Raw genomic sequence first — 21,484 nt, forward strand, 5'->3', positions numbered from 1 at the left:
CGGCTTGGTCGTGCGGCTTGGTCGGAAGAGGGGCGTCGATCACCGATGTCGGAGAACAGTGACGAGGCAACAAGGGGGCGGCCGGATGGACGGCGAGACGGCTGGTCCGCGGAGGTGGGGGCTGCCCCTCCTGATCGGGCTGCTCTTTCTCGTCGTCGGACTCGGTTCCGCTGCATGCGGGCTCTCGGGCTGGCGCGCGCTGACCAAGTCGTCGTACGCGCGCGGGTATGCGGCGGTGCTGGCATCCGAGGCCGATATCGCCGAAGCGACGACGGAACAGCGGAGCGCCCTCTCTGCGGCCGAAGACGCCGTCGTTCAAGCGCAGGGGGTGCTCGACAGTGCGCCCGCCGAGTACGCCCTCGAGGTGGACGCCACGACCCTGCGCCAGGCGACGGCGGAACTCGCGACGATGACGAGCGCGCTCAGGCCCACTGCGGAGCCTCCCGGCTCGACTCTCGACCCGCCGAGCGCAGCCGATGGAGCACCGTGGGAGCTCGGGTTCGACGCGATGCGGATGCGTGGCCTCGCCGCCGCGAATTCCGACCTCGTCGTGGAGGCGGGTGCCGAGACAGAAGAGCTGCGCCGGGCCGAGAGCAGGCTCGCGAGGGCGAACGAGACGCTGTTCGAGAACGTCGCGGTCGCAGCGGATGAGCAGCTCGCACTCAACGGTTCCGCGAGTTACCGGAGCAGGATCGGGCTCAAGAGCGCGGTGACCCAGAGCGAGGCGGGTTCGGGGCGCACGGCCGACGGTCTGCTCGCCATCGTCGCCGCGATCGAAGCGGTCCGGATGTCGCACATCGAGGAGGAGGCGGAGAAACTCGACCTCTCATACCCTGTACGGGCTGAGATCGAGGCGTACGCCCGATCCATCGCGGGCGGTGTGACGCTCGACTTCGATTGGCAGCCGGAGGTGAACGGCCTCGGCGCGGGATGGCTCTCGGGAACCGCCGAGTTCTGGCCCACCGACGGCGGCTGGGGCATCATCAACCTGAACGACACGGTCGCCAGTGGTTGGAACGACGGCGACAACGCGCGTGCCCTCGTCGCGCACGAGGTCGGCCACACACAGGTGGTGCGCGATAGCTGCAGGGCTCTGTTCGCCGGGCCGGAGTTCGCCGGGGATCATGAGATCTGGGCGACCGCGTGGTCGATCAGCCTCGGTTTCGACGTTCCCGGATCGGGAATCCAGGCCTACGGCCGCCCGACAGACGCTCAGATCGCGACGGCGGGACAGTGCCGGTGACCGGCCGGGTGTTGCTCGGCGCGTGGTCGGTGGCTGGGACGGAGGGCGCGCAGGCTTCAGGGGGACCCCCATGCGAGTACAAACTTCCATACGAGTACAACAAGAGGAGACGATCATGACATTCGATGCGAGCGGTGTGGCCCAGCCGGGGTGGTATCCGGATCCGAGCGGTGCGCCGGGGCAGCGCTGGTGGAACGGGCACCAGTGGACGAACGACATCCACCCTCCCGCATACCCGATCGAGGCCACGCCAGTCGTTCGGCCGGGCACGCCCGTCTACAACGTCTTCATCTGGCTGGCCGTCTTCGTTCCCCCACTTGCCATCATCCCGATCTTCTTCTGGGATCTGTCGGGGTACCTGGAGGCGTCGATGTACAGCCCGACCGTCAGCCTGCTCATGATCTTCGACCCCGCCTACCTGCTCACGATGGTCGTGGGATGGCTCGCCTACGGCCTCACCGTCCTGTTCGCGTTCCTGGACTGGCGTATCCTGCGCAACGACGGTTACCTGCGCCCTTTCCACTGGGCGTGGGCGTTCCTCTACAGCGTGGCCTATGTCATCGGTCGCAGCGTCGTCGTCAAGCGGCAGGCGGGGCGCGGCTCCGCTCCCATCTGGGTGTCGATTGCGTTGCTCGCCGCGACCGTCGTGGCAGTGTTCACCTGGATGACTCTGGTCTTGGTCGGCTTCTTCGGCACGATCGCGGGTTACGTGGCCACCTACTAGTCCTGACGCGTCTGCTCCGCCTTGCGCGGTTCCGCTCGCCCCGGGGCTCCGCCCCTCCTGCGGACAAGCGTGCGGTCGTCGAGCGGCTGGCTCCCCGTGCCCCGGCCTGTCACACGAGCTCGGGAGGAATGGATGCGCGCTCAGCCGGGTGAGTCCGCGCGCAGCTCGGCAGCCGAAACCGTGTACGCCCAGCATCGGCCCGGCTCGTCGCGCATGCAGGCCCGAGTGTTCCCTTTTCCGACGAGAATCCCCGATATCCGGGGCCGACTCGTCGGAAAAGGGAACACTCGGGCTGGGATGGTGCGGGGTGCGGGGTGCGGGGTGCGGGGTGCGGGGTGCGGGTGCGGGTGGGGTGCGGGTGCGGGTGCGGTGCGGCGGATGCGGTGGGTTAACGTGCCTTGCGCTTCGGCGGCTGGGACTCGCCGCGCACCTTGGCGACGCTTTGCCGGAGCGCCTCCATGAGATCGATCACCTCACCGCCCGCGCTCTCGGCCTCCGGTTCTTCACCGAAGGTCGCTGCGGTATCGAGCGCGTCGCCTTTCTCGAGCTTCTCCTGGATCAGGATGCGCAACTGCGCCTGATAGTCGTCGACGTACTCCTTCGGGTCGAAGTCGTCGGAGAACGACTCGACGAGACTCGCGGACAATTCGAGTTCCTTCCCCGAGATCCGCACGGTCTCGTCGAGTGCGGGGAACTCCGCGGTGCGCACCTCGTCGCTCCACAGCAGCGACTGCAGCACGAGCACCTCGCCGCGAACGCGCAGCGCGGCCAGGCGCGTCTTCTGCCGGAGCGCGAACCGCGCGATCGCCGTGCGGTCGCTCGAGTCGAGCGTGCGCCGCAGCAGCACGTAGGCCTTGGGCGATGACGAGTCCGGTTCGAGGTAGTAACTGCGGTCGAACATCAGCGGATCGAGCTGCTCGTTCGGAACGAACTCGACGATCTCGATCTCACGGCTGCGTTCGGCAGGGAGCGCCGCCATGTCGTCGTCGGTCAGCACGACCGTGTGCTCGCCGTCGTCGAAGGCCTTGTCGATGTCCTGGTACTTGATGACCTTGCCGCACACTTCGCAACGGCGTTCGTAGTGGATGCGACCGCCGTCCTTGTCGTGCACCTGATGCAGGGCGACGTCGTGGTCCTCGGTGGCGCTGTACAGCTTGACGGGCACATTCACGAGACCGAATGTGAGTGCCCCTTTCCAGATGGCTCTCATGTATTCAGTAGACACCCGAACGGCATGCCGCGGCTAGCTCGTGGCGGGCGCGAGCCTCTGCCCGCCGGACGCGGGTGGGTCTGTTTCCGTCGGGATTCCGTCGGGAGTGTCCGGCGCGCCGGTTCCGCTCGACGGAAACAGCCACACCCACAACGCGGGGATGCGGCCCCGGCCTCGGGCACGCCTCCCCTATGGACCCGTTGACGGTGATTGACCTCTCGGGTGGCGTCGGCCAGCTCATGCCGACGTCGGGCGAGGAACGCGAACACCGATCCCGGCGGCAGCAGACGACCCGCCCACGACTGAACATCCAACGACCGACGCTGACCATCGTCACGACCCTGGATGCATCAAGTCTTAACCCGCGCTCCAAATCAGCACGCAGCCGCGCCTTGAACCACCGGATTGTTCAGCACTCCCCTCGGGCCGTCAGACGTCGACACGCCGTCCGCGCCGCCAGACCGCCCGAGTCAGCGGCACGCCGGGCCGGTACGGGATGTGCGCGGCCGACGGTGCGTCAAGCAGCTGGAGGCTAGCAAGCCCCCCGACGGCGATGCAGCCGACCGCGTCGGCGTCGCCGTCGAGTCCGAGTGCGGCGGCGCCGCCCGTGGTCGCGGCGGCGAGAGCCTCGTCGAGCGACAGGCGGTGTTGCAGCACGGCCGTCGCGACGCAGAACGGCATTGAGGTCGTGAACGAGGTGCCGGGATTGGTGTTGGTCGCCAGTGCCAGGCGCACTCCGGCGTCGGCGAGCTCCCGGGCGGGCGCCAACCACTCGCGCGTGGAGAGGTCTGCGCCGGGAAGCACGGTGGCCACGACGTCCGATGCCGCGAGGGCGTCGATGTCGGCGGCGGTCAGGTGGTTGACGTGATCGACGCTCGTCGCGCCGAGCTCCACGGCGAGGGCGACACCGCCGGAATGCCCGAGCTGGTTGCCGTGTATCTTGAGTCCGAGACCGGCAGCGCGACCTGCCTCGAGTACCTCACGCGACTCGTCGACGGTGAAGGCGCCGCTCTCGCAAAACACGTCGATGAACGACGAGTACGGCCGCACCGCGTCGAGCATGGGTCCGATGACGAGGTCGAGGTAGTCGCGGCGGTCGACGCCCGTCGGAATCAGGTGCGCGCCGAGGAAGGTGACCACGTCGGCGACGTCCGCGCCGATGCGCGCGAGCCGCGTCTCTGAGGCGAGGTCGAGTCCGTAGCCCGTCTTCGCCTCGATCGTCGTGGTGCCACCGCGCGCTGCCTCGGCGCGCAACCCCTCGGCGTGGGCGGTCAGCTCGGCGTCGGACACGACCCGCGTGGCGTCCACAGTGGCCTGTATACCGCCCGCCGCATAAGCCTCGCCAGCCATACGGGCGGCGAACTCGGCAGAGCGGTCACCGGCGAACACGAGGTGCGTGTGGGAGTCGACCCACCCGGGGAGCACGGCGCGGCCGCCCACATCGAGGCACTGATCGGCGGCTGGTACGTCGCTGGCCGAGCCAATCCAGGCGACGCGCTCGCCATCGATGACGAGGGCGGCGTCGGTGAGAATCCCGGTGGCGTCGTCCTGGGTGCGCAGCTCACTGATCCCGGTCACCAGCAGCGTCATCGAGTTGCTCCTTCCAAACGGCTCGACAGCTGCGCAATCGCGGTGGACAACATGGCCGCGGGGTCTCGGCCGTCGGCAAGGACCCCGCGCCGGGCGACCACCCGGCCGCCGACCGAGACTTCGATGACGTCCGAAGCGGTCGCCGCGGAAGCGAGCTGGTCGGGCGCCGCCCCGGCCGTGCGCACCGACGCGACGTCGAGCACGACGGTGTCGCCTTCGTGCTCGACGACGCCGACCGAGCGGAAGCCGCCTGACGAGCGGGCCGCGTCGAGCTCGGCAGGCGAGAACCGCCCGCGGGCGAGCGAACGCATCCGCTCGCCCGCCTCCAGACCGCGCACCTCGAGGTAGGGGTCGATCACGACGTGCTGGTCGGAGCCGATGGCGATCGTCGCGCCGGCATCGACGAGCTCGCGAGCAGGGCCGATGCCGTCGCCGAGATCGGCCTCGGTGGTCGGGCACATCACCACCGTCACCTCCGCCGCTCCAAGCAGCGCGATGTCGTCGGACGTGAGGTGCGTGGCGTGCACGACCGAAAGCCGCGGCGAGAGCGCGCCGGCAGTTGCGAGCACGCCGGTAGGGGTGCGTCCAAACGCGGCGAGCGACTGCTCGTTCTCGGCGGGCTGCTCCGACAGGTGGATATGCAGGGGCACGCCTTCGGGGAGCGCTTCGGCCACCGCGGCTATGTCGTGGGGCGACACCGCACGCACCGAGTGGATCGCGGCGCCGATGGTCACGAGACCGGAGGCCAAGGGCGCAAGCGCCTGCCACCGCTCCTGCCACGCGGTCACCGTGCCGTCGCCGAAGCGCGCCTGCTCGGGGAGCAGTGCGACGCCGGGTGCGCTCGCGAGATAGCAGGTGTCGAGCAGGGTAAGACGGATCCCGACGCTCTCGGCGGCCTCGGCGAGTGCGCGGCCCATCGCGTTGGGGTCTTCGTACGGCGAACCGTCGGGGCGGTGGTGGACGTAGTGGAACTCGCCGACGGCGGTGTAACCCGACACCAGCATCTCGGCGAAGACGGCTTCGGCGAGTTCGCGGTAGAGGTCGGGGTCGAGCGCGGCGGCCACGCGGTACATCAGATCCCGCCAGGTCCAGAACGATCCGCCCGCACCGTGGGTGCGCCCCCGCAGCATCCGGTGGAAGGCGTGTGAGTGCGCGTTGGCCGACGCGGGAGTGGTTATCGTCGTCATGCCGGCACTCCGGCGAGTTCGCGCAGCACGGCGGTGAGCGCATCGGTGCCCGCACGGCAGTCGTCGTCGGAGGCACCCTCGCTCGGTGCGTGCGAAACGCCCGTGGGATTGCGAACGAACAGCATCGCGGTGGGCAGCACCTCGCCGAGCACACCGGCATCGTGCCCCGCGCCGGTGGCGAGCACGGGCACGTCGCCGAGCACATCGAGAAGGCGCCGCTGCAGCGCATCGTCAAACACCACGAGCGGTCCGTACGACTCCTCTACCACCTCCAGTGTGCAGCCACGACCGACGGTCGCCTCGTACGCGGCGGCGACGATCCGATCGCGCAGCGAGTGAGCCGCGGCATCGTCGTCGGCGCGCACGTCCAGCCACGCGTCGACGCGGCTCGCGATGACGTTCGATCCGCCGGGCACCGGCACCATCCGCCCGACGGTCGCCCGCGCGGCGTGGTCGGAGTCGTCGTACTTGCCAGCGATCCTCGCCGCGGCGACCACCGTCTCGCCGAACGCGACGACCGGGTCGTTGCGATCCGCCATACGCGTGGTGCCGGCGTGGTTGCCCTCACCCGAGAAGACGAGCCGGTACCTGCCGTGGGCCAGGATGCTGGAGGCCACCGCCACGGGCGATCCCAAGTCGATGAGCCCGCGGCCCTGCTCGACGTGCAACTCGACGAAGAGTGAGAGGTCAGCGAGCAGCTCGTCGTCACGACCAAGGCCCCCAGCATCCAGACCGTGCTTGGATGCCACGTCGGCGAAGGACCGCCCGTCGCGATCGACCAGGGCCGCTGCGCGCTCCGGCGAGATCGACCCCGACATCAGCTTCGAGCCGAGGCAGGCGACGCCGAAGCGCGACCCCTCCTCCTCGGCGAAGACGGCGACCACGATCGGAACGGCGGGCTCGAAACCCTCGGCCTGCAGCCGCGAGACCGCGGCCAGCGCCGAGACGACGCCCAGTGGGCCGTCGTACGCGCCGCCGCCGGGCACCGAGTCGAGGTGGCTGCCGACGGCGATCGCACCGGGGCCGCGCTCGCCCCACCACGCCCACTCGTTGCCGTTGCGGTCGGTCTCGACCCGCAGGCCCAGCACCTTGGCCTGTGCGCGGAACCAGGCGACCAGTTCGCGCTCGGCAGGGTCGAAGACGTGCCGGCTCCAGCCACCGCGCTCGAAATCGCGACCGATGTCCTCGATCTGCTGTAGGAGCTCCACGGCGTCGACGCTCATCTCAGCCCTCCAGCATCGGCACTCGCAGACCCCGCTCGCGCGCGACATCCTTCGCGCGCTCGTAGCCGGCGTCGACGTGACGCATGACGCCCGTGCCTGGGTCGTTGGTGAGCACACGCTCGATCTTCTCGGCCGCCAGCGCGGTGCCGTCGGCGACGGTGACCTGGCCCGAATGGACCGAGCGGCCGATCCCGACGCCGCCGCCGTGGTGCAGCGACACCCAGGTCGCACCTGACGCAGTGTTCAGCAGGGCGTTCAGCAGCGGCCAGTCGGCGATCGCGTCTGAGCCGTCCTTCATCGCCTCGGTCTCGCGGTAGGGACTGGCCACCGAACCGGAGTCGAGATGGTCGCGCCCGATGACGATCGGCGCAGAGACCTTGCCCTCGGCGACAAGTTCGTTGAACTTCAGCCCCGCGAGGTGGCGCTCCTTGTATCCGAGCCAACAGATGCGGGCGGGAAGACCCTCGAAATGCACCTTGTCGGAGGCCTTGGTGATCCAGCGGCGCAGCGACTCGTTCTCGGGGAACAGCTCGAGGATCGCGCGGTCGGTGGCGGCTATGTCGGCGGGGTCGCCCGAGAGCGCGACCCACCGGAAGGGGCCGAGGCCCTCCTCGAACAGCGGGCGGATGTAGGCGGGAACGAAGCCGGGGAAGGCAAACGCGTCAGTGAATCCGCCCAGGAGCGCACCCTGCCGGATCGAATTGCCGTAGTCAAAGACCTCGGCACCCTTGGCGATGAAGCCGACCATCGCCTCGACCTGGGCAGCCATGGCATGCTGCGACTTCTCGGTGAAGTCCGCAGGGTTGGCGGCCGCCGCCGCAGCCCATTCCTCGACGGTGTACTCGAGCGGCAGGTAAGAGAGCGGGTCGTGGGCGCTGGTCTGGTCGGTAACGATGTCAATAGCGATGTCGTCGCGCTCGAGCAGGGCGGGAAAAACGGATGCGGCGTTGCCGACGAGCCCGATCGATAGGGCGATGCGGTCGGCCTTGGCTCGGTTCGCCCGCGCTGTCGCGTCGTCGATGTCGGAGGCGAGCACGTCCAGGTATCCGTGGTCGATGCGGCGTTGCAGCCGCGCGCGGTCGACGTCGACGACGATCGTGACGCCGTCGTTGAGGGTGACCGCGAGCGGCTGCGCGCCGCCCATGCCGCCGCATCCGCCGGTCAGGGTGATCGTGCCGGCCAAGGACCCGTCGAAGCGCTTGTTCGCGATCGCCGCGAAGCACTCGTACGTGCCCTGCAGGATGCCCTGAGTGCCGATATAGATCCACGACCCGGCGGTCATCTGGCCGTACATCGTGAGACCCTCGGCCTCGAGCCTGCGGAACTCGGGCCATGTTGCCCAGTCACCGACGAGATTGGAGTTGGCGATCAGCACGCGCGGCGCCCATTCGTGGGTGCGGAACACCCCGACCGGCTTGCCCGACTGCACGAGCAGCGTCTCGTCCGACTCGAGGTCGGTGAGGGTGCGCACGATCGCCTCGTACGCCTCCCAGCTGCGCGCTGCCCGGCCGGTACCGCCGTAGACGACGAGGTCGTCGGGACGCTCGGCCACTTCGGGGTCGAGGTTGTTCATGAGCATCCGCATCGCGGCCTCGGTCTGCCAGCTCTTGGCGGTGAGCTCGCTGCCGCGGGCGGCACGGACGGGATGGGCGCCGGGAAGTGTCATGCGACCATCATCCGGCCCCGGACCCCTCCGCAGGGGACATCCACCGTATCCTCTGTCCGAAATCTGGGACGCCTTCGCCGATCCCGCCGCTGTGCCCCCACGGCGCGATCGGTTTGATTGGATTCATGGCGACTCCGCGCACGGTCCGCATTGAGCAGCTTCCGGTGTCGCGCTGGGGTAACGGGCGGGGCGAGACGGTCGAGCTCGCGTGTGAGCCCGTCTCAGGACCATTCTCGTGGCGCCTGTCGAACGCGACGATCTCGGAGGCGTCGGCATTCTCGCCGCTTCCCGGAGTGGCCAGCGCCCTCATGGCTGTGACGTCGAGGCGTCACCGCATTCGCCTGAGCTCGCTCAGCTCTCCGAGGCAAAGCGTTCCAGAGCCGCTTTCAGCGCCTCGACGAGACCCGGCTCACCGAGCGAGATACGGATGCCCTCGCCATCGAACACGCGCGTCGACATGCCAAACTCAGCACAGATCGCCTCGAGAACGCCGCTGCGCTCGCCGAGCGGAAGCCAGATGAAGTTCGACGCGGTGGCGAAGGCGGGGATGCGGTGGTCGGCGAGCATCCGCACAACCTCGTCGCGCTGGGTTCGCACGCCGCCAACGATGCCCTCGCGGTGCGCGTCGTCGCCGAGGGCGGCGATCGCGGCGACGACCGACAAGGCGCCCACCGGGAAGGGCGGTAAGATCTTGCGCACGGCCGTGATGATGCCGGGGTGGCCGACGGCGTAGCCGACGCGCATGCCCGCCAGGCCGTAAGCCTTGGAGAAGGTGCGCAGCAGCACAAGGTTGGGGTGCGCGGAAAGCAGCTCGCGGCTGCGCGGCCGGTCGGCACGGTCGTCGAAGTCGCGGTACGCCTCGTCGAGCACCACGAGCACATGCCCGGGCACGTGCCTGAGGAACGCGGCGATCTCGTCGTGCGTGAGGGCGACGCCGGTGGGGTTGTTCGGCGAGCACAGCAAGACCGCCGACGTTCCCTCGCCGATCGCCGAGGCCAGCGCGTCGAGGTCGTGCGCGCCGTCGGTGCGGTTGGGTACGCGCACCGGCACACCGCCAGCGGTGAGCACGCAGATCGGGTATGCCTCGTAGCTTCGCCACGGTAGGACCACACCGGCGCCGGGGGCGCAATGGGCGAGCAGCAGATAGTTCAGCAGCGACAACGATCCATCGGCGACGGCGATCTCGGCAGGGTCAGCTCCGAGCCATTGCGCGACCGCGGCGATGAGGTCGCGGCCGCCCAGCACCGGGTAGCGGTTGGGGCGCTCCAGGCGTGCGCTCACCGCATCGCGCACGGCCGCCGACACACCGTCGGGTGCCTCGTTAGATGACGCGCGCACCGTGACCGGCGTCGAGCTCGCGAGCGCCGACGAATACACCGGCACGGCGTCCAGTGCGGGGCGCACAGGCACGGCGTTGGGTGAGGGGGACGACCAGCTCATGTGCTCTCCTTACGCCAGGTCGGCAACCGAGCAGGCGGCATCGAGGGCGCGTCTGGACTGTACGAACTCGACCGCGGCGGCGATCTCGGGGGCAAGGTAGCGATCGGTGCCGGGCCCCGGCACCACCTCACGTAGCGCCGCGATGATGGCGGCGCTGACCGGGCTCGACGGCTCGGCGCGCATGTCGATGGCGCGGGCGGCGGTGAGGATCTCGATCGCTACGACGCGCTGCGCGCCGTCGATCGCGCGACGTAGCTTGCGGGCGGCCGACCACCCCATCGACACGTGATCCTCCTGCATCGCCGAGGTTGGGATCGAGTCCACCGATGCGGGAGTGGCTAGGCGCTTGAGCTCGCTCACGATGCTGGCCTGGGTGTACTGCGCAATCATGTGACCGGAATCGACCCCCGGGTCGTCGGCGAGGAACGCCGGAAGACCGTGGCTGCGCGCGGGGTCGAGCATGCGGTCGGTGCGGCGCTCCGAGATCGAGGCCAGGTCGGCCACGGCGATCGCGAGGAAGTCGAGGGCGTACCCGACCGGTGCGCCATGGAAGTTACCGTTGGACTCGACGCGACCGTCGAGTGTCACGACCGGATTGTCGACGGCGCTGGCGAGCTCGCGACCGGCGACGAGGGCCGCGTGCGCCACGGTGTCGCGCACCGCGCCGTGCACCTGCGGGGCGCAGCGCAGCGAATAGGCGTCCTGCACCCGGACGAATCCGGTGGCGCGTGCCCCCGCGACGATGCCGCTATCGGCGAGCACGGTGCGAATCACGGCGGCGCTCGCGGCCTGCCCCGGGTGCGGGCGCAGTGCCTGCAGATCGGCGGCGAAGACCGTGTCGGTGCCGCGCAGGCCCTCGATGCTCAGCGCCGCCGCAATATCGGCCATTGGAATGAGGGCGCTGAGGTCGTCGATCGCGAGGACGAGTTGCCCCAGCATCCCGTCCGTGCCGTTGATGAGGGCCAGTCCCTCCTTCTCGCGGAGGATCACGGGCGTGATGCCGGAGGCGGCCAGGGCTTCGCCGCCCGAAACGAGTCGGCCCTCGGCGTCCCGCACCGTGCCCTCACCCATGACCGCGAGCGCGCAGTGCGCGAGTGGGGCAAGGTCGCCCGAGCAGCCAAGGCTGCCGTACTCGCCGACGACGGGGGTGATGCCGGCGTTGAGCACCTCGGCGTACGTTTGTGCGACCTCGGGGCGCACGCCGGTGCGGCCGGTGGCCAGCGTGGACAGGCGCAGCAGCACGAGGGCGCGCACCACCTCGCGCTCGACCTCGGGTCCGCTGGAGGCGGCGTGGCTGCGCACAAGCGAGGCCTGCAGCTGCGCGCGCAAGTCGGCGGGGATCGATGTGGAGGCCAGCGCGCCGAAGCCGGTCGACACGCCGTAATGGGGGCGGGTGTCTTCGGCGAGGGCCTCGACGAGGACTCGCGAGGCAGACATGGCGGCGATCGACTCCTCGGTGAGGACGACCCGCGCGTCGCGACGCGCGACGGCGACGACGTCGGCCGGCGTCAAAGCGCCGGTGCCGACTTCCACGACCTGTGAGCGCATATCCGACAACCTTTCATTGGGGTGCGTCCTGCGACGAGGACTCCTGGGTACGACCGAGCGTTCTCGGCGGAGCTACGGGTTCCATCGTGCTCTAGCCTCGCCCCGAGGCGAGCGGGTCCCGAGACGCTTTTGTCTGACCGGTCAGAACTGCGGCCATTGTCTGAAATATGGGATACCAGCGCCGATTTTGATGGTGGAATTCTTGCACGGGGGTCTTTGATGGAGTCATGGCACGCACCATCGAGGCACTCCGTGTGCATCGCGACCTGACCGTCGACGTCGGGGCGATACCGGTGCCCACGCTCGGGTCCGGCGAGGTGCGCGTGCGCACGGGCGCCGCGGGCGTGTGCGGTTCGGACGTGCACGCCGCGCAGACGGGCGCCTGGATCGAGTACTGGCCAGCGACCACCGGCCACGAGGTCGCCGGCGTCGTCGTCGAGAGCAGCGATGAGGATATCGCGGTGGGCGCCCGCGTCGTCGTCGACTCGCGAATCCCGTGCCGTGCGTGCGAGGACTGCGCGCATTCGACGAGGCTTTGCGGGCACCTCACGTGGCTCGGCGAATCGCGTCCCGGCGGCTTCGCTGAAGAACTCGTCGTCCCCGCCGCCGACGTCTACCCGATCGCCGACGACGCCCTACCGATCGACATCGCCGTGCTCGCCGAGCCCCTCGCCGTGGTGCAGACGACCCTGCGCCACGTGCCCGAGGGCACTCGCACCGTGCTAGTGCAGGGCTATGGGCCGATCGGCGCCCTCGCCCACCGCGTGTTGCAGGGTCGCGGCGTCGAGGTCTTCGTGGCCGAACCGCACCCTGGTCGCCTCGCGGCCGCGATCGAGCGCGGCGCCCGAGCCGCTGTCGAACCGTTCGGGCGGATCGATGTCGTGATCGACGCTGCCGGCTACCGCGGCTCGGTCGCGGCCGCCTTCGCGGCGGTGCGTCGCGGTGGAACCGTGCTCGTCGTCGCCATCGGCGCCCATCCGATCGGCATCTCGGCGCAGGCGCTCGTCGAGAAGAGCGTCAGCATCGCGACGTCGGTCGGCTTCGACGACGACAGCATCCCCCGGGCCATCGACGCACTCGCCGCTGATCCGGAACTGTTCGGGGATGTCGTGAGCGACCGCATCCCGCTCTCCGACCTTCCTCCGCGCCTGACCGCCCCGGCACCTACGCTCGGCAAGATCGTGGTGACCTTCGCATGAGCCGTCGCTACCTCATCACCGGCGGAACCAGCGGAATCGGCGGCGCGGTCGCCTCGCACCTCACCGCCGCGGGCCACGACGTACTGGTCACCGGAACCAGCGCGGCTTCAGTCGACGCCGCGCTGGCAGCCGGCATTGCGCGGCTCGGCGCCATCGCCGACGTGGCCGATGTCGCGGCGGTCGACGCGGCGTTCGCGCAGGCCACGACCGCGTTCGGCGGCCTTGACGGCGTGTTCGCCAACGCCGGGATCGACGGCGAGGGCAAGCCCGCGCAAGACCTCGACCCGGCGTTCTTCCGCCGCGTGCTCGAAGTCAACACGGTGGGCGCGCTCATCGTCGCCCAGGCCGCGTATCGCACGCTCGAGCGCCCCGGCGCCATCGTCATCAACGCTTCGGTCAACGCGATGCGTCCCGAGGCGCACTTCGCCGACTACAACGCGAGCAAGTCCGCCGCACTGGCACTGGCCAAGACACTCGCCCTGGAGTGGAGCGCCGAAGGCCTCTCGATCATCGGCCTGTGCCCCGGCTACTTCCCGTCGAAGATGACCAACGAATGGCTCACCGACCCTGTGACCTCGCGGGAACTGCTCGCGCTGATCCCGGCCGCCCGATTCGGTCGACCGGAAGAGATCAGCGCTCTCGTGGAGTTCCTGCTCGGCCCCCAGGCCTCCTTCCTCACCGGCGCCACGATCACGATCGACGGCGGCCGGAACATCTGACACCCAAAAGAGAAGAGCACACCATGACCACTTCGCCCATCCGGGAACGCGGACGCTGGGCCGACATGTCGGCCGAAGACCGCGCCGACCTGAACACGCGCGGCATCGGCCGCATTTTCGACCCAGAGCTGCGCGCGTCGGTGCTCGAGATCCTCGAAGACGTGCGCGGCAACGGCGACGCGGCGATGCTGCGGGCGCTGGCGAAGTTCGACAAGGTTGAGGTGGATGCCTCGGGGATCCGCGTCAACCGCGACGAATTCGACCAGGCTCGCGCCGAGATCGGCGACGAGATGCTCGCTGCGATCCGCGAGTCGATCGCATTCGTGCGCCGCTACAACGAGCGTTTGGTCGCAGAGGACGCCGACTGGCAGTTTGAGACCGCCCCCGGTGTCGTCGTGGGCGAGCGCACCAGCCCCATCGAGAGCGCCGGACTCTTCATCCCTGCCGGCAAGGGTTCGTTCCCCTCGGTCATGGTGCAGCTGGGCACGCCGGCCGTCGTCGCGGGCGTTCAGAAGATCGCCGTCGTCACCCCGCCCGTCCCCGGCAGCGGCGGCAAGGTCGACCCGGCAATCCTCGTCGTCGCCGATGAGCTGGGGATCACCGACGTCTTCCGAGCCAACGGTCCCGCTGGTATCGGCGCGCTCGCGTTCGGCACCGAGACGGTTCCTGCCGTCCGCAAGATTGTGGGACCTGGCAGCCCTCCAGTGGCGGTCGCGCAGATCGAGGTGCAGCGCTTCGGTGTCGTCAGCAACATGCTGCTCGGGCCCAGCGAGAGCCTCATCCTCGCCGACGACTCCGCCGACCCGCGCCTGCTCGCAGCCGACCTGCTGAACGAGGCTGAGCACGGCCCCGACTCTTCCAGCGTCCTCGTGACCACCTCGGCCGAGCTCCTCGCCGCCGTGCAGATCGAGATCACCGAGCAGCTGGCAGCCCTGCCCTCACCGCGCGACGAGTATGCGCGGATCGCCCTGCACAATGGCGGCGCCGTGCTCGTGGACTCCATCGAGGAGGGTGCTGAAGTTGCCAACGCCTACGCGCCCGAGCACATGCAGCTCGTCGCCAGCAACGAGGACTACGCCCTCGACCTCATCCACGATGCCGCCGAGATCCTCGTCGGCCAGCACACGACGGTATCGATGGCCAACTTCGCCCTCGGCTGCCCCGCGGCCCTCCCCACGAGTGGCTATGCGAAGGTCTCGAGCGGCATCACCGCGCACACGTTCCGCAAGAAACGCGCCGTGGCGAAGTCGACCCAGGAGGGCCTACGCGCACTCGCGCCGACTGTGCTCGCCTACACCGCGCACGAGGGCTTTCCCGCGCACGGCAACTCGGTCTCGATCCGTCTCTGAATCGATGAGGATCACCGAGGCCCTCGACTTCGTCGGGCTCACCCGCGGCCGCCCGGCCGGGCGGCATGCGCACCTATACACCATCGCCGACGTGCACCGGGCTGCGTGTCGCGCTCTGCCGCGCAGCATCTCCGACTACATCGACGGCGGTGCCGACGACGAGATCTCGGTCGCCGCCAACAAGCGCGCCTTCCAGGAGCTGCGGTGGCTTCCAGCCGCGCTCGTGCCGGCCGACTCCATCGACACCTCGACCTCGCTCGCCGGCGAAGACTGGTCGATGCCGGTGGGGCTCGCCCCTACCGGCTACACCCGCATGATCCACCCCGCCGGTGAGATCGCCGTCTCAGCCGCCGCAGCAGCAGCAGCCGCGCCCTACGTGCTCTCGACCGTCGCCACCACGACGATCGAAGACGTCACGGTCGCGACCCGGGCACCGTGGTCTCAGCTGTACGTGATGCGCGACCGCGCTCTCACCGACGACCTCATCCGCCGCGCCCTCGACGCCGGTTCCCCGGTGCTCGAGATCGCCATCGACACCGCGGTCGCAGGCAACCGCGTCCGCGACCGCCGCAACGGTCTCGTCATCCCGCCGCGCATGACGCCGCGCACGATCCTCGGCATCGCTGTCAAGCCGCGGTACTGGATGGGCATGCTGGCGGGCGAGTCGATCGACTTCGCCCAGGTGAAGGCCAGCGACACCGCCGGATCCCTCCCGGGCGGATCGATCGCCGACATCACGTCGGGGTTTGACGCCGCGCTCGATGACGCCGAGATCGCCCGCATCCGCGCGCTGTGGCCGCGAACACTGCTTCTGAAGGGCCCACTTGGTCCGCAGGATGCGGCGCGGGTGCGCGACCTCGGCGTCGACGGCGTGCACCTGTCGAACCACGGCGGTCGCCAGCTTGACCGCGCTGTCGCACCGATTGACCTCGTCGCCCCCGTCCGCGAGGCGATCGGACCCGACGCGCTTGTGCTCGTCGACTCGGGGGTGCGCAGCGGCGGCGATATCGCGTTCGCGATCGCGCTGGGGGCGGACGCCGCGTTCATCGGCCGCCCATACCTGTGGGCCCTCGCCGCCGGCGGCCAGGAGGGTGTCGAGCGCGTGCTGGCGATCCTAAAGGCCGAGCTCGCGCGCACGATGGCGCTCGTCGGCACCACGTCGATCAGATCGCTGAAAGAACGCGGGCCCCAACTCATCGCGCAGCGTCGTACGCTGGGTGGGAACTGACCGCCTCACCGGGTGAGCAACCGATCCGCTGGAGGTCGAGATGAGCACTGACAACGAAACCGCCTCAGGGGCCACCCCCGTCGCCGATGCCCGAGACCAGAACATCGGGCCGCGGATGCCGGCGCTGCGCCACGGCATCGCGGTGCTCCGCTTCCTCGCAGGCAAGCCCGGACCCGTAGGTGCCGTCGCGATCTCACGCGGCCTCGGCCTGCCGCGCAGCTCGACGTATCAGATTCTGCAGGTGCTCACCGACGAGGGCCTCGTGGTACACATCCCCGACGCGCAGGGCTATACCCTCGCCGTCGGGGTGTTCGAGCTCGGATCGGCCTACCTCCGGCACCAGCCCCTCGAACTGCTGGCCCGCCCACTGCTGAGCCGGCTGATGATGTCTCTGAACCTCACCTCGCATGTCGGCATCCTCTACGGGCACGAAACCCTGTATCTGCTCAAGGAGCAACCTGCGCGTGCGACCGGGCTCGTCACCGAGATCGGCGTTCGCCTGCCGGCGCACCTGACCGCGACCGGGCGGGCGATGCTGGCCATGCACTCGGCGAGTCAGATAACGGCCATCTACGCCTCTCGAAGTGTCTTCGTGCAGCGTACCGAGCGTGGACCGAAGACGCTGCGCGAGCTGAAAGCGCTCCTCGCCCGCGACCGCGAGCGCGGATGGAGCGTCGAGGACGGGCACACGACCGACGGTGTGACGTGCATCGCGGCGGCCGCGGTCGATCACAACGGCATGCCCGTCGCCAGCTTCTCGGTCTCGTTCCCGAGCCATCAGCTGCCCGAGGGCGAGGCACACGCACGAGTCGGCGAGGCGGCGCGCGAGGCCGCAGCCCAGCTCACCCGCCGCATCCGTGGGGATCCGTCAGCTCTCGTCCCGCGGCGCGTCAACGGCTGAGGTCCACGATGGCTGGGGTCCACGATGGCCCGCCGCCCGGTGAGCAGCGGGCCATATCGGAATGTCTCGGTCTCAGGGCTGCACGGCGTTGAAGAGCCGGGTGAATACGTCATCCCCAGAGGCCGGTTCGCTGCTGGCCGCGATCGCGACGCTCCAGCCGATCGCTGCGCTGATCGGGGTGTGCCCGGTCGGGCCGCCGGCGCGCAGTTCGTGCACGAGGGTCGGGCTGCAGAACAGTGCCAAGCGCACGAGGTGCCGCCAGTCGGCCGGCAGCCAGCCCCGCTCGTGCAGGTCGCTCAGCAGCGGCCGCCACACCAGGTCGGCCTTCGACGTCAGGAATGCCTCGCGCGGCGCGCCCAGGTCGTGGTCGTGCACGATGTGCAAGCGTCCGTCGGCGTAGGTCGCCGAGGCGGAGTAGCGCTCGGTCGCGACGGCGGGCTCGTAGAGCCAGAACGGGTGGGCGAAGACGTTGTGGAACGTGGTCTTCACCTCGGCGAGCAGGGCCGGGACGTGGCGACCGGCGAACGCCGGGTCGAACTGGGTGAGGTGCGCGTGCCCGGCGTCGTCGCGTTCGAACCACACGTTGGCGTTGTGCGCATCGCCGTGTGCGATCACGGCCGCCGGGCCGTAGCGGTTGGGCACGAGAGCGTTGAGCGCATCGCCGAACAGCTCGCCGACAGTGCGCTCGTACTCCACCCCGTTGATCACCCAGCTCGCGTCGCGGAACCGCGCCCAGTCGAGGGTCACCTCCCCGTCGGACCCGCCGAGGCGGTGGTCCTTGCCCTCGTAGAATCGGGCGACGCGGCCGGCGACGATCGTACCGGCTGGATCGGTTGCCGGATCGAACAGCCGGTCGCGAAAGAGGCGGTTCACCGGCTCGGCTGCGAGCTCCGCCTCCGAGGCCGCATGCAGCGTCTCACGCATGCGTGACATCGACAGGTCGTCCAGGTCGCGCTGAGCCGCGATCGCATCGACGACGGCCGGCGAGTCGGCTGGCTCGCGGTCGTACTCGAGCCCCCGGCACAGGTCGGAGAACCGCGGGTCGCGGCGCAGGCGGTATAGCAGGATCTGCCGTCCGGGCTCGCCGTTGGCGAGCGCCGGCACGTCCACAGGGTAGCCAGCCGACTGCAGCAGCTCGGCGTTGTAGTACTCCTGGATCGTGTCGTCCTCGCCCTCCTCGGCGTGGAACTTGAAAAAGAACCTCTCGTCACCGAGGGCGACGGTGCCGTTGAGGGAGTTGAGGCTGTAGACGTCGCGGTTGATCGCGAGGCCCGACACCTCGCGATCGGAGATGTCGCTGATCAGCTCGACGAGGCTGCGGCTCGCCGCAGCCTCGTCACCGGCCAAATACTGGTCCCGTGCGATGCGGGCGAGCGGTGCGGCAGTCATGCTGCCGCCTTCTCGTGCACGAGCTCGAGGATCTGCGCGAATAGCTCGCGGAATTCGGGTGCCTCGGTCATGCCAGACACTCGCGGGCGTTCGAGCGGCACGGCCAGATCGGCGCGTATCCGTCCCGGGCGCGGCGTCATCACCACGACGCGGTCGGACGTGAAGATCGCCTCCTCGATGTCGTGGGTGATCATGAGCACCGTGAGTTTGTGCTGCTCCCACACGTGCGTCAGCAGGGCCTGCATGTCACGGCGGGTCAGCGCGTCAAGCGCGCCGAACGGCTCATCCATCAGCAGGATGCGGGGGCGGTAGCTCAGCGATCGCGCGATCGCGACGCGCTGCTGCATGCCGCCCGACAGCTGCGACGGGTAGTGATCGTCGAAGCCGTCGAGGCCGACGAGTGCGAGGTGCTCGCGTGCCTGCGCTGTGCGCTCACGCTTGGACGATTTTTCGCCTTGGAGCGCGAACTCGACGTTGCCCAGAGCCGTGAGCCAGGGGAAGAGCGTGAAGCCCTGGAAGACGACGCCTCGATCACGGCCGGGGCCGTCGACCGGGTCGCCGGCGATGAGCACCTCTCCGGCGGTGGCGTCGGTGAGTCCCGCGATGATGCTCAGCAGCGTCGACTTTCCGCAGCCCGACGCGCCGACGACCGAGACGAACTCGTTGCCGCGCAGATCGAGGTCGATCGGACCGAGCGCCTGCACGTCCCCGAAGGACTTACTCAAGGCGTCGACGTGGACAAGACCGTTCATCGGCCGATCCTTTCGTAGCGGAACAGTGCACGCCCGGCGAGACGCATCAGCACGTCGGTGATCAGACCGAGGAAGCCGAGGACGATCAGGTAGGCGAAGATCAGATCGGTCTGCAGGAACCGTTGGGCGATGACAATGCGATAGCCGAGGCCCGTGGTCGCCGCGACCAGCTCGGCCAGCACGATCCAGGTCCACGCCCAGCCCAGTGTGATGCGCAACGCGTCCCAGATACGCGGTGCGGCGGCGCGCAGCACGATGCGCGAGAGGATGCGGCCGTTGGACAGTCCGAGCGTCTCGCCCACGTCAATCAAGGAGCGCGGGACCGAGCGCACCGCGTCGGCTACCATGAGCACCTGCTGGAAGAAGGTACCCAACCAGATGATGAGGAACTTCTGCTCCTCGCCCACGCCGATCCACAGGATCGTCAGCGGGACGAAGGCGACGACGGGCATGTAGCGCACGAAGTCGACAAGCGGCTGCAGGGCAGCCTCAACGCGGATGCTGATGCCCACGAGTGCGCCGAGCGGCACCGCCATGATCGTCGCGAGCACGAAGCCAACGAGGATGCGATAGGTCGAGGCGCCGAGGTCGGCGGCGAGTTCTCCGTTAGTGATCTGCTCCCAGCCGGTGAGCGCGACCTGCCACGGCGAGGGCAGAAAGCGCTCATTGGTGACGCCGAGAGCGCTTAGGAGCGCCCAGGCGCCCAGGAGCCCCGCGAAGGCGATGACCGCGATCGAGATGTATCTTGAGCGCGAGATGGTCTGGCCGATACGGTAGCGGCGACGTCGTCGACGCGGCGGCGCTGGAGCGGTCGCGACGAGGGGGCCGTCCGCGGCGGTGGTGTGGATCGTCATGGAAACCTTCTCTCACCGGTGCGCCGGAGCGGTGGTGCTGCGTCAGTTCGTCGCGAACTGGCTGTCATAGAGGGATTTGAGATCGACCGGCGCTGTCAGGAGTCCGGCCTGGGTGGCCACGCGCTCGGCAAGCGGCAGCACCGTGTCGACGTACTCTCCCGAGAACGCCTTGGCGTTCTCGGCCTTGCCGAAGTAGAGCACACCGTCGAACGCGCTGGCGAGCGCCTCGGGGTCTTCGCTGGCGGCCTCGGCCATGATGGTGCGGCCAGCGTCGACGTCGGAGTTGTAGAAGTCGACGGCCTCGCCCCACGAGTCCACGAGGGCCTGGACAGTCTCGGGGCTCTCGTTGATGAGCTCGTCGGACACGACCAGGGCGTCACTGATGAGCCCGGGTGCGTCGGAGCCGTCGTAGATCGACTTCAGCGACGGGTCGTCGCCCACCGCCGTGGTTATGTACGGCTCGTACGTGACGGCGACGTCGACCTGTCCCGAGATCAGGGCAGCGGCGGCGTCGGAAGCGGCCATCGGCACGGGGGTGATGTCGTCCATCGTGAGACCGGCCTCGTTCAGCGCGGCGTGCAGCAGCAGGTCGCTTGTCGCGCCCTGCTCGTAGGCGATTTTCTTACCCGCGAGCTCGTCGATCGAGGTGACGCTCGGTCCGGCGATCATCGCGTCGGCAGCTTCGGAGTAGTCCTGGATGAGCACGATCTTCAGATCGACGCCCGCCTCCTGCAGCATCATCGCGGTATGGGTGGCGAGGTTCGTCGCGTTGACCTGGCCCGACGCGAACGCGCTGATCTTGTCGGCGTCTGTGTTCAGCTGCACCATGTCGACATTGAGGCCGTGCTCGTCGAGGATGCCCTGCTCTTTGGCGACGTACCACTGGCCGTAACCGATCCAGGGGCTGATGCCCATCGAGACGGGAACGAGCCCGCCGTCTTTGCCGGAGGCGGCGGAGCCGGAGTCGGAGCCTGCGCAGCCGGTGAGCAGGAGTGCGGCCGCGGCGGTGGCGGCGACCGCGAGACGGCGCGCACGGCGTGGCATCCCGGTGCTGTGGGTGGATAGCGTCGTGATCATGTGATCAAGGTAGGAGCGCTGTGTTTCGGTTTGATTTCGCCGGAGGCAGCTGGACAGGCGATTTGTGTGGGATATCAGATTGTGCCCGCTCGAGGGGATGTCTGCCGCGATGGACAAGTTCGCGCAAGGCTGGAAGCTTCACCCGTTTCGCCCGTGAGGCGCTCCACGCGGCCTCGGCCGGCGTC

Annotated in this window: 18 protein-coding genes and 1 pseudogene; 8 read left to right on the forward strand and 11 right to left on the reverse strand. The window is 69.1% G+C overall.

Annotated elements, in window-relative coordinates:
• Positions 1-85 precede the first annotated feature (85 nt).
• Together ACFQB0_RS09510 and ACFQB0_RS09515 are read left to right on the forward strand one after the other, a co-directional pair.
• The gene (locus ACFQB0_RS09510) at positions 86-1,243 is read left to right on the forward strand and encodes a hypothetical protein (RefSeq protein ID WP_386730622.1); all 1,158 of its coding nucleotides are present in this window, start codon (positions 86-88) and stop codon (positions 1,241-1,243) included.
• A gap of 115 nt (positions 1,244-1,358) precedes the next feature.
• Positions 1,359-1,967: a DUF2510 domain-containing protein gene (locus ACFQB0_RS09515; RefSeq protein WP_386730625.1), complete on the forward strand. Its 609-nt coding sequence runs from the start codon at positions 1,359-1,361 to the stop codon at positions 1,965-1,967.
• A 388-nt stretch (positions 1,968-2,355) separates the two neighbouring features.
• Here ACFQB0_RS09515 and ku read toward each other — a convergent pair whose 3' ends face one another.
• The 5 genes from ku to hutU form a co-directional block, all read right to left on the reverse strand.
• Positions 2,356-3,177, reverse strand: a complete 822-nt coding sequence (ku, locus tag ACFQB0_RS09520) for a non-homologous end joining protein Ku (RefSeq protein ID WP_386730628.1) — start codon at positions 3,175-3,177, stop codon at positions 2,356-2,358.
• 429 nt (positions 3,178-3,606) lie between these two features.
• A complete protein-coding gene (gene hutI, locus ACFQB0_RS09525; protein WP_386730631.1) occupies positions 3,607-4,767 on the reverse strand; it encodes an imidazolonepropionase in 1,161 nt (386 codons plus the stop codon).
• Complete coding sequence (locus ACFQB0_RS09530) at positions 4,764-5,954, reverse strand: formimidoylglutamate deiminase (RefSeq protein WP_386730633.1); 1,191 nt, start codon at positions 5,952-5,954, stop codon at positions 4,764-4,766. The genes hutI and ACFQB0_RS09530 overlap by 4 nt, the downstream gene beginning before the upstream one ends.
• A complete protein-coding gene (locus ACFQB0_RS09535) occupies positions 5,951-7,177 on the reverse strand; it encodes an allantoate amidohydrolase (protein WP_386730636.1) in 1,227 nt (408 codons plus the stop codon). Before ACFQB0_RS09535 ends, ACFQB0_RS09530 begins: the two co-directional genes overlap by 4 nt.
• Before the next feature lies 1 nt (position 7,178).
• The gene (gene hutU / locus ACFQB0_RS09540; protein WP_386730638.1) at positions 7,179-8,843 is read right to left on the reverse strand and encodes a urocanate hydratase; all 1,665 of its coding nucleotides are present in this window, start codon (positions 8,841-8,843) and stop codon (positions 7,179-7,181) included.
• A 125-nt stretch (positions 8,844-8,968) separates the two neighbouring features.
• On the opposite strand from hutU, the pseudogene ACFQB0_RS09545 reads away from it, so the two are divergent.
• Positions 8,969-9,142: pseudogene (locus ACFQB0_RS09545) on the forward strand (HutD family protein); the annotation flags it as partial.
• 52 nt (positions 9,143-9,194) lie between these two features.
• Here ACFQB0_RS09545 and ACFQB0_RS09550 read toward each other — a convergent pair.
• Together ACFQB0_RS09550 and hutH are read right to left on the reverse strand one after the other, a co-directional pair.
• Positions 9,195-10,283: an aminotransferase class I/II-fold pyridoxal phosphate-dependent enzyme gene (locus ACFQB0_RS09550; protein ID WP_386730642.1), complete on the reverse strand. Its 1,089-nt coding sequence runs from the start codon at positions 10,281-10,283 to the stop codon at positions 9,195-9,197.
• Between the two features lie 9 nt (positions 10,284-10,292).
• Positions 10,293-11,831: a histidine ammonia-lyase gene (gene hutH / locus ACFQB0_RS09555; protein ID WP_386730644.1), complete on the reverse strand. Its 1,539-nt coding sequence runs from the start codon at positions 11,829-11,831 to the stop codon at positions 10,293-10,295.
• Positions 11,832-12,058: 227 nt separating this feature from the next.
• Here hutH and ACFQB0_RS09560 point away from each other — a divergent pair, with 227 nt between their 5' ends.
• From ACFQB0_RS09560 to ACFQB0_RS09580, 5 genes are read left to right on the forward strand one after another with little or no spacing between them, the layout of a single operon-like run.
• Complete coding sequence (locus tag ACFQB0_RS09560; protein ID WP_386730647.1) at positions 12,059-13,030, forward strand: zinc-dependent alcohol dehydrogenase; 972 nt, start codon at positions 12,059-12,061, stop codon at positions 13,028-13,030.
• Entirely contained in the window at positions 13,027-13,749 is a 723-nt protein-coding gene (locus ACFQB0_RS09565; protein WP_386730650.1) for an SDR family NAD(P)-dependent oxidoreductase, read from the forward strand. Before ACFQB0_RS09560 ends, ACFQB0_RS09565 begins: the two co-directional genes overlap by 4 nt.
• Before the next feature lie 23 nt (positions 13,750-13,772).
• Positions 13,773-15,098, forward strand: a complete 1,326-nt coding sequence (gene hisD / locus ACFQB0_RS09570) for a histidinol dehydrogenase (protein WP_386730653.1) — start codon at positions 13,773-13,775, stop codon at positions 15,096-15,098.
• A 4-nt stretch (positions 15,099-15,102) separates the two neighbouring features.
• Positions 15,103-16,326 carry an alpha-hydroxy acid oxidase gene (locus tag ACFQB0_RS09575; protein ID WP_386730656.1) on the forward strand — a complete coding sequence of 408 codons (1,224 nt, stop codon included), beginning with the start codon at positions 15,103-15,105 and terminating at the stop codon, positions 16,324-16,326.
• 40 nt (positions 16,327-16,366) lie between these two features.
• Entirely contained in the window at positions 16,367-17,227 is an 861-nt protein-coding gene (locus ACFQB0_RS09580) for an IclR family transcriptional regulator (RefSeq protein WP_386730658.1), read from the forward strand.
• Between the two features lie 72 nt (positions 17,228-17,299).
• Here the strand turns inward: ACFQB0_RS09580 and ACFQB0_RS09585 are convergent, their stop codons facing one another.
• Genes ACFQB0_RS09585 through ACFQB0_RS09600 form a run of 4 tightly spaced genes read right to left on the reverse strand, consistent with a single transcriptional unit; the run spans position 17,300 to position 21,299 of the window.
• The gene (locus ACFQB0_RS09585) at positions 17,300-18,616 is read right to left on the reverse strand and encodes a hypothetical protein (protein ID WP_386730661.1); all 1,317 of its coding nucleotides are present in this window, start codon (positions 18,614-18,616) and stop codon (positions 17,300-17,302) included.
• The gene (locus ACFQB0_RS09590; protein ID WP_386730664.1) at positions 18,613-19,368 is read right to left on the reverse strand and encodes an ABC transporter ATP-binding protein; all 756 of its coding nucleotides are present in this window, start codon (positions 19,366-19,368) and stop codon (positions 18,613-18,615) included. The genes ACFQB0_RS09585 and ACFQB0_RS09590 overlap by 4 nt, the downstream gene beginning before the upstream one ends.
• Positions 19,365-20,222 carry an ABC transporter permease gene (locus ACFQB0_RS09595; protein WP_386730667.1) on the reverse strand — a complete coding sequence of 286 codons (858 nt, stop codon included), beginning with the start codon at positions 20,220-20,222 and terminating at the stop codon, positions 19,365-19,367. Before ACFQB0_RS09595 ends, ACFQB0_RS09590 begins: the two co-directional genes overlap by 4 nt.
• A gap of 42 nt (positions 20,223-20,264) precedes the next feature.
• Positions 20,265-21,299, reverse strand: coding sequence for an ABC transporter substrate-binding protein (locus tag ACFQB0_RS09600; protein WP_386730670.1), 1,035 nt, complete (start codon positions 21,297-21,299; stop codon positions 20,265-20,267).
• Between the last annotated feature and the right edge of the window lie 185 nt (positions 21,300-21,484).

The sequence above is a fragment of the Luethyella okanaganae genome (genome assembly GCF_042660285.1).
GTDB lineage: Bacteria > Actinomycetota > Actinomycetes > Actinomycetales > Microbacteriaceae > Luethyella > Luethyella okanaganae.